The following is a 12,852-nucleotide window of genomic DNA, read 5'->3' on the forward strand; positions in this document are numbered from 1 at the left end:
TGTCTAAATTGAGGGGATTTTTCATGTAGGGAACTTACAATTTCATTTTAGAATTTCGCAAGTAGATTTGAAATACTTTGAGCTGCCTCGGCACGGGTTGTCATCGATTGCGGAAGGAAGTTACCATCCTGATGACCCGTCAGAAGCATAGCTTCTAGCGCACCTTGTACATAGGTTACTGCCCAAGAACTAACTTTAGAGCTGTCATTAGTCGCATGGAATGAGCTTGCTTCCGGCTTAACGCCCGTACGATATGCATAGGCTCTTACCAGCATAGCTGCCATTTCCTCACGGGTAATCTGTTGATTAGGGTCAAAACGATCCTCGGATACGCCTTGAATAATACCTGCTTCAAAGGTTGCATTGACCGCCTCTTCGTACCACGATCCAGCGACTACATCTTGGAATGAAGTCGGACGATTCGCAGTTAAGGAAAGCGCTCTGCTGAGGAGAGCTGCATATTCTGCTCTTGTGATGGAACCCGATGGGTTAAACATAGAGTCAGATTGTCCCTTCACAATTTGTTTAGCAGATAGTTCCTGAATAGTCTTGTATGCCCAGTGACTTTCAGGTACATCTCGATAGCTGCTTTGGAACGAAAGAACAACGTATTGGCTAAAATGATTTAAATCTACGGTAAGACTGGTTTTGGATGGATTCATCGTCCCCCCTAGATAGGTAAAGCTTCCATTTTCCTCAATACGATAAATACCCGCTAGAGCTGGATTGGTTCCATTTAGAATCGGTAGTGTTATCTTCACGGGTACAGGGAATTGCTTCAGTGAATATTTATTACCGGACTCATCTGACATGAGTAATGAGAAGTCCATGATGTCACTAACCCGTGAATACGGTGGAGTTATTGTAAGTTGACTCGATTGAATGGCTTCCATCTTCAAAAGTATTGTTGCTGTCTTCGCAGTTGATGGCAGAAGCTTACGAAGCTCATTCAATACTTTGGAGGACATAACGGCACGAACCCCATTCACTTGAATCTCTAGATCCCTATTGCCGATCTGATCGAGTTGATCGATCGGAATCATAACTTGATTCTTATCCGCTTGAAGCTGCAAAATGATGTTTCCTTCAGCACTCTTCGTTAAGAGTTCATCTGGGATAACAACCGCCCCTGCAGGCAGCTCCGGCTTCACCACCACTGGCGGCGTAACGCTTGATCCTGGGTTCCCCCCACCCGTTGGTGGTGTTGTCGAGGTATCATTTTCGCGCATAACAGAAATAGTGTAAATCTGTTTGGTTCCATCTTGAGCTGTCACAGTTACGGTGATCATATTAGTGCCGACATGTAAATCTCCACTGCCTGTTATCGATACAGTAGCCATAGGATCCGCTGCTGTATAGGTTACTCGCGTAACGGTTGTCGAGTAAGGTACAGTCAGTTCGTAGTTGTATTGCCCAGAGGCAAATCCACGAATCGTAGTTCCATTAACGCGAAGATCTACCAGATCTGCATTGCTTGAAGACTCCGCTTCAGGCTGACGCGTAATGATGATCGTATAAATATTTTGTAATCCGTCTTGAGCTGTCACGGTAACCTTCACGACGTTCCTACCAACCTCAAGGGCTCCACTACCCGTAATCTTAACTACGCTAGTCGGATCGTATGCCGTATAGGTAATATCCGTTACCGACGTACTATAGGGAACCGTTACGTTATAGTTCAACGTACTAGGTGCAAAAGCTGGTAGAGTTTCCCCATTCATTCGTAGATCGGACAGCAGAATTTGGTTAGGTAAGGATTCTGACTCACGGATGACGATAATGGTATACACATTCGAGCTGCCGTCTGGAGCTTGGACATGCACTTCCACCAGATTCTCGCCTACTTGCAGAGATTTACCACCTATGACATGAACGCTTAGTAAAGGATCTGCTACCTTATAAGTGACCTCTGCGACCGAAACATTATTCGGTACACGAATCGCATAGTTCATTTGATCCGGTGTGAAGCCGATCAACGATTGACCGTTTACTTGAAGATCTACTAGTGTTGCCTGAGAGATCTGTACTTCTTTAGTTGCAGTGGTCAAATTCGGCATCGTTTCATGCCCTTTCGCATCTGCAATCATCGCTTGCGTAATTTGTACAGCAGTAGCCTTTTCTTGTGGTGATACTCGTAGCTTAAGAATCGGAGCATCTGCTTGAATGCCATTCGTTGAGGTTAGAATGATTCTTGTCATTCCATTAACCGTCTCTTTGTGCACAATCTTAACGCCAGGTTGAGCCGGTTCAATCGATGAGAAGATGAGACTGCTGGAGTCTACATTCAAATCGATGGCTGTCACATCTGAAGTCGCATTGTTGATTGATACTTCATAACCGTTAACCTTTTGTGTAGCAGCATCAACTAATTTTGTGAATCGCAAGTCCGCAGCACCCGATTGTTTCTGTTCGGTTTGAGGTATGAACATACCGTCAATGACATGAGAATCTCCAATGGATGGGTTCAGGCCAAGTGCAGTTAGAACTGTTGCAGCCAAGTCTCTTGTATTCCCACCTTGCAATAATTTTTCCTTCCCGTCTTCGGTGGCTACTGTTCTACCATTCGCCGCGAAGAAGATTGTGGTGGCAAGGGGCTCATCTTGCCCATGACTTGTTGCCATGCCCAAAGTTCCGTCTGCATTCTCTTTACCCCCACCATGGTCAGGCAGCATGAGGATGAGCGTGTCTTCCAACAAATGATTGTTCTTTAAAGCATCATAGATGGTCTGGATGTTCTTATCCGTCTTCTTTATTTGCTCATAATACGACTTCGTATAGAATCCATCACCATGGCCCGCCCCATCCATATCATCCAATTGGAAGAAAATTAACGAGGTATCTTTCGCTTTGCCGCTAGCAGCGTATTGCGTGAACGCCGCTACATCAGCTTCATCTCCTAGGGAATAACCTTCGACACCAACAGAAGGTTCAATATGCCCCTGAACGATGTTGCTCCAGGTGGAGAATACCGTTTGTTTAGTAGCAGGCAATGCCTCCCTAATTTTTTTGAATACCGTTGGGTAGTCCCATGATTCACTGTATGTGTAGGCTGCGGTATCGTCATTATATAGACCATGCTTTTCATAACCAACACCATTAATCATCGAACCCCAGTTTGGAGATGAGCTGGAAGGTAAAGTAGTTTTAGCCGTATAGCTAATAGCTCCATGCTCGATAATGTTCCGAATGGCTGGAATTTGCAGGCGATCGCCTACCTTTTCTTTCTTGGAGCTAGGCGTCTCCCAATAAGGCGCATCCTTGGAGACCGCTACACCCCCACCATCAATCCCGATGACAACTACACGTTTATAGGGCTGGTATTGGGCTTGGGTTGCCATATCTGCCAGCTCTTCATCCGAAATGCCTTTCGCAAGTGCAAGGTCACCTATCGTAACATAACCATCTGCATTAAGATCTTCGGAAGCTTTAGCATGGATCTGAATAACGGCAGGCGCCGATTCAAATGCCTTAATCGTTAGTTTTGTTGATCCAGTATAGAAATCCGCATGCTTAACTTCAATGATGCCTTGGCCGGAAGCACCAAGCGTATTGAATTTGAGCTCCGAGATTCTGGACTTTGCATACTCCAGCGGATTCTCGATGTTATAGACATTACCTCCTGGCAGTTCTAGTCTAACGATACCAGGGATCGAAGCGTCTGTCTTCGTTGCGCGAGATGCGCTGACAAATTCGAACTGTTCTGGATCATAGGCTATCTCAACGACAGCTTTGTCCACTTTAGTCGTCATATCAGGAGTACGCAAATCTAGATTATATCGGAATTGCGTACCTTGAACCGTGTGCTTAGCTCCAATCAGATTTAATGAACCTGAAAAATCCTCAATGGAAGCAAGCGGTGGAGCACTGTTATACATATTAGAAACTTCCTGCGCGGTTAATGTTCTTCCATACATATGAAGCTCATCAAGCTGTACTTGCAGCGCATTGCTGTAATTGCCTGTACCATCATTTCCGATCATGGTTGACAATCCTGTATCCAGCGTACCCGTTCGACCTGCAATGGTCATGGTGCTTGCTATACCCTGATAGTTCGTGCCATTAACTTTGGTCACATTTACAGGAACACCATCTTTATAAAAATCAACTCGCCCTGAAGCACGATCATGCGATATGGCGATATGATGCCAGGTGCCATCTACAACATTTGGAATTTGGGCATCTGCACGCGATTCGCCGGATGTATTAAAGTTCCATTGGAGTGCACTTCCCTTCAGCGCTAAGGCATAACCTACATTTGCACCGGAATCCCAATTTTTGTTGGATAGAATCGCAGGGTCTCCTGAGACAGAAGGCGATTTAACCCAAAATGCGAACGAGAAGTTCTTGTCCTTGCCGAATTGCAGACTTGTTGGCTTGCCAAGATCAACATATTGCAGCGCTGAGCTCTTGGAATCGATACTCAAGGCTTGTCCGACGCGACCTTTCACGAACTGTGGATCTTTAACCGGTGTTGCCGGTATAGCATTTACAGATTGATCCTCCAAATTATTCTCGAAGGACATCTGTAGAAGTGTATCCGCAGAGAGCACTGAGCTACCAGTAAAATCGATTTCACTCATACTGGTGAATAAAGCGGTTGGGTTATAGGTGCTCGTGACAACAAATTTCACATATCTACCTTGTATCGCTTTATCCAAAATATTGAAGTCTTGATAGCTCGTGCCTTTCCAGCTTTTCTGGAATGTGCCGATCGCTTTATTCGCCGGATTGCTCAAGTACGCCGGATCGGTCAAATCCGATAATTGATCCGAGGCGTAGAGTTCAAAATCCTTTGGAAATTCCAGAGCCGTCTGACTTAAGCGGCTAGTGCGCCCAATACCAGTTAAGTTCTTACTACCCTTCATGTCGATAATCACCCAATGTGGAAATGAGGCTGCAGGCTCTTGCCATTTGGAATGCCAAATCGTAGCGGTATCGTTATCTAGGATGTTCGCAGCATAGGCATTCTCATTGTCCGCATAGGAACTGAAGGAGTCGATTGTGAATGCGTTCTTAGGAATAAAGGAATATATTGCTGCCTGTTGTATTTTTTTATAGACCCACTGAAGCTCGACATAAGCAAGGTCAATTTCGGTTGGGCTATTACTTGCCGTCAGTTGTCTGGCTTTCTGAATTTGCTTCGCAAGCTCGTCTAGCTGTTCTTTCGGGTAAGATACACCACTGACTTTATCGCTGTTCTTTTGGAAGGATGCAGCGTCATGAATTAATGTGGTGAGCTGTTCAAAGGTAAAGAGCTGAACACCCTTATAGGAATCCGACAATGCTTTGTTTTCCGTAGCTGTGAGCGATCTCTTCCAGATTCTCAGATCATCTATGGTAATCGTTGCTCCGCCATTTCCTTTGTTGCCATCCACACCAATCAGCGTGTTAAAGGTTGTATCTACACTTTGAGTACCAAGCGAGGCAATACTCCCCGATGCCTTCTCCATCCCATCTACATAAACTTTTGCTAAGTTGTTTGTTCTGTCCGCCGTAATGGTAAAGAGATGCCACTCCGTTCCTACACTTGATGCTGTAATATCCGCTCTTTTCGTTCCATCACTAATATTTAAGGTCATACCATTGGTGGAGGCAGGTCCAATATACCAGCCTAGGTTACCGCCACTATTCCAGTTTTTATTGGAAAGGATAGTCTGATCCCCGGAAAGATTGCCTTTGTGCCAGAAAGACACGGTGAAGCTTCCTGCTCCGAATTTCAAATCATCACGCTTGCCCAAATCAATATAATTACTATTACCCGCTGCAATGAGCGCAGCTTTATTGGATTTACCATCGACATACGTTACATTGCCTGCTAGACTTGCAAGCCCTGTCACGTCTTTAGCTTCATCGGATAGGTTACCATCCAATTTCATATCGACCACTAGATCCTTCCACATGGTCGATGGATCAATTGGCGTCAGTTCAGGTGCTTCATTGCCGGCTGTGAACGATTGCTCTAGCGTTGCAGAGCGATTCCCGTAGGCATCAACAGCTGTCACTTGAACAATGTATGAAGTTTGAGGTGCAAGTCCTTCGAGTGGAATATTCATAACATTCGGAATCGGGGAAAAATAGTAGTCAGAGAATACATTTACAGATTTGCTGCTGACTCCAGATCTTTTATCGATGACATTAATCTCATAATGATGCATAGATTGATCATCTTTCGCTTGCTTAAAGGAAAGTAAAGGTACCGTATCCTGATTCGTTATGTCGAGTTCACTATTGAATACAGGAGCAACCTTATTACGGTTAGCCGTAGTGTACTTGAAATTGCTCTTAATTGCTTCATTCGTCGAGCCTTTTAGCTGAATGACCCACTTGTCTCCAGCAACTGTACCCGCACTGTTGAATGGGGGCTGCGGCTCAGCCGTCCATTTACCGTCAGTGTAGATATCTCCAGGATCTGCGTTAAACGCAATCCGATCCACTTCAACCCGATCCGCATATACCTCAACGAAGTCGGCCTGACTGACAGGAAATTCAAAACGTCCTTCAAGTCCCTTCTTAGTCACTTGGGAGTAACCGCGATCGGATTCAATGTAAGACATGGAGCCAAGGTTAACTGAAGTGAATTCCTTCTGGTAAATGGAGCGATCATCACTAATATTCAGATGGGAATGTCCGGAGAAGGTAATCACTTGAGGATAGTCTTTGAGATCCGTATAAAGATTAGGATTCGATGCCTGTTGCCCATCCATTACCGTATTCGATATAGGTTGGTGCACATTCACGAAGATGGGGGTATTCTGATTCTTCGGATCAGCTGTGAGCTCTGCAAGTCTACCCTTTAGCCAATTACGCTGACCTGTATCTGAGTTGTAGTTGTTCCCGTTTAAAAATAAGAAATGATAGCCACCAATTTCAGATTCATAATAGCCATTCGGCTGGCTTGTGAACCAGTCCGTGGGATAATGTTCGTTGACTTTAGCAACGGTGGAATCGTGGTTACCTATAGCCATTCGGATCTGGGTGTTATTCCACTGCTTTCTAGCTAAATTTTGCTCAAAAATTTCCCGAACCATCACATGGTCATTAGGCTTGTCGTTCCCATTATCATTAATCATATCGCCAACGACGAGTATCGCATCCGGGTTCGGAAAAATCGACCCTATCGTATCAAAGAATTGGGTATAACGTGCATCTGCTGAAGCATGCGAGCCCACATGTACGTCTGACATCGCTACAAACTGGAGTAATGGCTTTTCTTTGGTCTTGATGATATAAGAGAAGGTTACTCCTTTACTTGCCACACCATTTTTGATCGCAATGGCTGACAAATTCGTTGTTTTGGAGATCGAGATCGGCCCGTTATATTTCAAACTATGAACATCCGGAAGCGTTCCGTCGAGTGTATAGTAAATGTCAGCATTCTGCGTTGCAGTTGTGAGGTGGATCGTCTGCGCTTCTTCATATCGGCCGGTGGGTACAGAAGTCGTTGGTTGATCTACAGATAGAATCTCAGATTCTTCAGCTGCAAACACAGGGGTGATATTCGGCATCGTGGAACAAATCACTGTGAGTGCCAGTAATAATGCAACAAATTTCCTACCTTTTCTGAACAAAATCATCTCTCCCAAGCATTATTTTATAGTTTTGAATCCCATGAGAACTCTCCATCGACAAAAGAGCTAACTACCCTTATCTCGGATATATTCGATAACTCCTCCTTTCTTCATCCTATTCAAAGTACATCCCATACTATTTTTTTGGTAGACTGGGGTCTGCTGTGTTTATTGTAGGTATGGATTATTTGCCTAGCATTAAATATCTGTAAACTTCAAAAGATGCATCCAAAGGCTGTGATATGGGTCAAAACGCCTAACTCAATACCAAAAGATGCCTAATAAACGAATAACATCTGCATATCATTAGCCGAATATAATCACAACAGTAGCCTAATACATGCATAATATATGCCCAAAAATACTTTTAGTAATGAAACAAAAACGACCGTTCCTCGAAAAAATACCGAGAAACGGTCGTTGCTTTAACAAAGTTTTATTATTTATGTTTACCTGAACAACTCACAATAAAGTTGGCTCCCCTACTTGCTCATCCAAGTTCAGCTCTACCAGTTGACCGGCCTGCGTCAGCCCCGCACCAAAGCCATACATCAGAATCTTGTGCCCGTTCTTTACTTTGCCTTCACGAATGCCCAAATCAAGAGCTAAGGGAATTGTTGCGGCAGAAGTATTGCCAAAATTCACAAGACTATGCAGCACTTGCTCCATCGGATAGTTCATACGCTCGCAAATCGGCTCAATCATTCTCATATTTGCGCTGTGTGGAATAAACCAATCGATTTGCTCCAGACCCACTTCTGCTTTTTCAAGCAGCTGCTGTACACCGAGAGGAACGGTTCTGACCGCCCAACGAAATACCTCGCGTCCGTTCTGTACGAGCATCTGTGTATCTACCAGTTCAATATTATTCACCGTATGGGCTAGACCCGTGCGATACACATGATGCGCGCCGCTGCCATCACTAGCTAGCTGAAAGCCTAGAAATCCCGTCGATTGCTTATCACTCTCCACAAGCACTGCACCGGCCCCATCACCAAAAAGGATACATGTACTGCGATCAGTATAATCTGTAATCTTGGAGATCGTATCCGCACCAATCACTAGAACCTTACGGTGCATCCCTGAAGCAACATAGCTATGAGCTGTATGAAGTGCATATACAAAACCCGCACAGGCTGCGCTCAAATCTATAGCTCCTGCAGTCTGCGGAATATTTAAGCGGTCTTGAATCAAAGAAGCTACTGAGGGAAAGGAAAAATCAGGTGTACTAGTAGCTACAAGGACCATATCCACATCCTCAACGTTTTTTCCATAACGTTTCATTAGATCCTGTACTGCCGATACACATAAATCGCTTGTGTATTCATCCTGCCGACTAATTCTGCGTTCACGAATTCCAGTCCGCCCCACAATCCACTCATTATCAGTATCCACCATCTGCTCAAGATCGGCATTCGTCAGTCTTTTTTCCGGGACATAAGTTCCGATAGCTGTAATTTTTGCACCTGTCATTCCAATCACCTCTTCATTTAGTATCTGATATTAGTACTTGGTACTAATTATAACTCTACACCTGCTATAAAGTAAAGAAAGCCGGTAAAGCAGCATGGCTTCCCGGCACTATCAATACATATCTCGAACCACTTAAGCACGATTTACTTTACGGTGTTTTCTTTTTCTGACGAAAAATAGAATCGCAGCAATGATCACCACCACTAGGATGATTAACACGATCACTATGTTCCATACATTTGGCACATAAAGCTGCATTTTGATCGGCTCCGTATCCCCCAGCGTAACATTCCAGGTAAGTGTTCTGCCTTCATCAACAGCTGCATTATTATCACCAATTAGATCTATTGGCAACGTTAGTTTAAAATCAAATGCAAAGTTTTTCAACACCGCCCGAATAATCGGCTTTGATAAACTCAATGTCCCCATGTTATCCATAATAGTATCCACATAGCTATTAAATTGAGGCTGTGCCTCAACATCATACGTGGTATATAACAAATTCTTTTTAGTAACGAGCTGTAGATCCACAATATCCAGCCCCATAGAGGTTGAACCTATATCCTCAAATGAAGCGTAATTTTTCTGGATTTCATAGACTGTAGACTTACCTTCTTGTCTTTTCTCTAGCTGAATTCCTTCCTCCTTCAGTTTGTCTGTCAGACTCTTCTCCATCTTATCGCTGATCAATGCTTCTGTTCGGGAATCCAATTTCACATTCATTGCTAAATCTACGCTTTGATTCTTATTCACCGTGACGTGAACGGTACCATTAGAACATCCCGATATTAGTATCATCATTAAGAGCAGTGTTAGGATCGTCAAGCCTCTCCATTTTAACGGCATTTTCCTCAAACCCTTCAGTAGTATGTATTCATAAAACAGGTACCCATGCTCTAAAGGCTAACTCATTTATATCATAGAATCAAATTCTATATGAATGAATAATCAAATTTCAGAACCATCAAACTTAAATTTTATACTCGCACAAAAAAGAGGCTAACCCTTAAGTAATTATTTACTCATGGGTAGCCTCTCTCCGAAAACATCCCCAAACACCCACAGCTCGGTGGGCGATTGCGCAGCAGATGGAGATTAGTGCTTGGCGCACTTAGGGTGCTCAGTGGCGCTTGGAATACTTGATGTTTGTTGTCGCTCGATGTTACTTGCAGTTCTCAAACTTTCTATTGGACTCCAGAGTCGCTATTTTCGAAAAAACGGCTCTTTTGGGCAACTATCGGACCCCAGAGACACTATTGGTGCAAAAAGACATCATTAGACTCCATTGCCCACCATGGTCGGCTTATAGAGTCCCGCTCATATAGTTAACGAAGTACTTCTTTTCCCGGCTCCATGTAGTGAGGCATTCCCTTCACTCAAACCAATATCCGCCTGACGGATAACTTTCCTCCCTCTCCAGCGCATTAGAACAAGCATCCCCCGCACAAATTCATCAGCAATCATACAGCAGTAGATCCCTGTGAGCCCCCAGCCTAAGCTGATTCCAAACCAGTAAGAACATCCCACTCCAATAATGGACATAGACACGATGGAAGTATACATCGTATAACGGGTATCGCCGATGGCGTTCAGCGCATTACCCATGCCCATATTCAGCATTTTGCAAGGTTGCAGTAGGAGATTTAGGGCCAGTAGGGAAATCCCAATCGCAATAATCCGCGGGTCGGAAGTAAAATAACCTAGTAGATTCCTGCCGAAAAGAAATAGCAGTAACATGTTCGCTGATACAATAGCCAAGCCGATATACAGCGTGCGATATGCACTACGATAAGCCTCTTTCAGCTTCCCTGCCCCGAACAAATGCGCGATCTGTATCTGTCCAGCCAGCGCGATTGCATACCCTAACGTGAAGCAAAAGGACTCTAAGGTATTGAGATAAGTCCGTGCGGCTAACGCTTCTGCGCCCAGTGCGGCTAGAAAGGAATAGACAATCAACTGAGAGAACACCCAGCAGGAAGAATTAATCCCTAGAGGCCAAGCAATCCTTATAATTTCCTTGAATAGCTTGCCGTTGAATATACGGAAATCCCTAAGTCTAATCTTAATCTCGAAGGAACCTCTAAACATGGTATACAGCATGATCACACCGACCAGTCTACTGATAATACTTGAGATTGCGATTCCCGCAAGCCCTAGCTGTGGCAGACCGAACATCCCGAATATAAAGGTATAGTTCAGAATAATGTGAATGACATTTATGATGACCCCTGTGTACATTGGTCCTCTGGTGTTCCCAGTATTGCGAATCGCTGTTCCAAGGGAAGCAATCATCCCCACCAAAAACAGACCGCCACCGACATACGAGATATAGATATTGGACAGTGATAATAGCTCAGGCGATATATTTAGAATCCCCGCTATTGGACCCGCATAGAAGAACAGGATGATACTCACGACGATACCAAGAATGAGACTAACCGATACGCCCATAATTGCAATCGTACGCGCTTCGCTGAAACGTTTTGAACCCATTCTTTGCGCGATCAGGATCCCCGCTCCGCCCGCAAAGGTGGTAAAAAGTGTGGTCAACGCACCGAACAATTGATTGGAAATGCCGACTACGGCGACTGCATCGTCTGAAATACGGCTGACCATGAGCGTATCCACCGTACCTAGCAGGGTCTGTAGAAACACCTCTATAAATATAGGCCAAGCCAATACCCATAGTCCAAAGCCCTGTCTTTCTTTTTTCACTAAATAAACCTCCCCTTAAACCAAACATGCATACTGGACCTAAGAAACAGCATATTTTTTCTTTAGGTCAGACTAAATTATAGATGATATACTTTTGGTGATGGTACAGATTTCAAACCAATAATTTCATTATTTCAACCTCATAAAAGGAGATCTCTCCATGAACATTATTAATTTTACCGTCCCGCCAATGCCCTATTATATCGTAAGTGGATTGCACACCTTCTCACCAGGGCATTACCACATGAGCCGCCACAATATCAAGGTTTTTGACTTACTTGTAGTCAAGCAGGGCTGCCTATATATGAATGAAGGAGGTCTCACCTTTCAGGTACGTGCAGGTCAGGCACTGCTTCTTCGTCCAGATAGCCATCATTTCAGTACGGACAGCTGCAAGGAACACACCTCTTATTATTGGCTGCATTTTCAGACAGTGGGCGATTGGAATATTTCCGAGGCTACAGCTTCAACACCAGAGACAGAACACACCAGAGTGGAGCATCCTCTTCATTCAGACGAATTTAATATACGCACTTTTACCTTACAGCTGCCCCAATATACCTCTCTGCTGCAACCGTCCAAGATGGAGGAACTGCTCTCGCAGCTGAATCAACTAGCGCCTAATTCCCATTTGAGCGATACTCCATTTCAGCAGCAGCTGCTATTCCAAGAGGTTCTCCAGCAATTATCTGCCTCTCTGCGTCATGAGCGTCCCTCTCCCTCCAAAATATGTGCAGAGCAAGCTGCCTCCTATTTGCGCAGTCATTTCCGTGAGCGCATTACAGCACAGCAGCTAGGGGAGAACCTGAACTTTCATCCTGTATATATCGCTCGTTGCATGAAAAAGGAATACGGCTGTGCACCTATGGATTACCTGCTGCACTACCGAATTCAGCAGAGTAAGCTATTGCTGATGCAGACCAGTTACACGATTGCCCGGATCGCCGAGGAGGTCGGCTTCAATCAAGCGCCTTACTTCAGCTCCAGCTTCATCCGCATTGAGGGAACCACTCCGCGGGAATTCCGCCAGCGCTTCTCGTAGTCTCCTAGAATACAAAAAAAGGGATGTTCCCCCGCCTTTTTGGCTTAAGGAACA

Annotated in this window: 5 protein-coding genes; 1 reads left to right on the top strand and 4 read right to left on the bottom strand. The window is 44.5% G+C overall.

Annotation, left to right across the window (positions count from 1 at the left end; all coding sequences use genetic code 11):
• Positions 1 to 47: 47 nt before the first annotated feature.
• The 4 genes from MKY19_RS25765 to MKY19_RS25780 form a co-directional block, all read right to left on the bottom strand.
• Positions 48 to 7,568 carry an S-layer homology domain-containing protein gene (locus MKY19_RS25765; RefSeq protein ID WP_339798537.1) on the bottom strand — a complete coding sequence of 2,507 codons (7,521 nt, stop codon included), beginning with the start codon at positions 7,566 to 7,568 and terminating at the stop codon, positions 48 to 50.
• 462 nt (positions 7,569 to 8,030) lie between these two features.
• Positions 8,031 to 9,041, bottom strand: coding sequence for a ketoacyl-ACP synthase III (locus MKY19_RS25770; RefSeq protein ID WP_042191683.1), 1,011 nt, complete (start codon positions 9,039 to 9,041; stop codon positions 8,031 to 8,033).
• Positions 9,042 to 9,173: 132 nt separating this feature from the next.
• Positions 9,174 to 9,842, bottom strand: coding sequence for a hypothetical protein (locus MKY19_RS25775; protein WP_339302243.1), 669 nt, complete (start codon positions 9,840 to 9,842; stop codon positions 9,174 to 9,176).
• 516 nt (positions 9,843 to 10,358) lie between these two features.
• Complete coding sequence (locus MKY19_RS25780; protein WP_042191684.1) at positions 10,359 to 11,756, bottom strand: MATE family efflux transporter; 1,398 nt, start codon at positions 11,754 to 11,756, stop codon at positions 10,359 to 10,361.
• 160 nt (positions 11,757 to 11,916) lie between these two features.
• On the opposite strand from MKY19_RS25780, the gene MKY19_RS25785 reads away from it, so the two are divergent.
• Positions 11,917 to 12,798, top strand: a complete 882-nt coding sequence (locus tag MKY19_RS25785) for an AraC family transcriptional regulator (protein WP_339267108.1) — start codon at positions 11,917 to 11,919, stop codon at positions 12,796 to 12,798.
• Positions 12,799 to 12,852 lie beyond the last annotated feature (54 nt).

The organism is Paenibacillus sp. FSL R5-0744 (genome assembly GCF_037972555.1).
Classification (GTDB): Bacteria; Bacillota; Bacilli; order Paenibacillales; family Paenibacillaceae; genus Paenibacillus_AQ.

Coding starts and splice junctions, on each gene's coding strand:
- MKY19_RS25770 (WP_042191683.1), bottom strand. CDS start 9,041: ATGACAGGTGCAAAAATTACAGCTATCGGAACTTATGTCCCGGAAAAA.
- MKY19_RS25775 (WP_339302243.1), bottom strand. CDS start 9,842: ATGATGATACTAATATCGGGATGTTCTAATGGTACCGTTCACGTCACG.
- MKY19_RS25785 (WP_339267108.1), top strand. CDS start 11,917: ATGAACATTATTAATTTTACCGTCCCGCCAATGCCCTATTATATCGTA.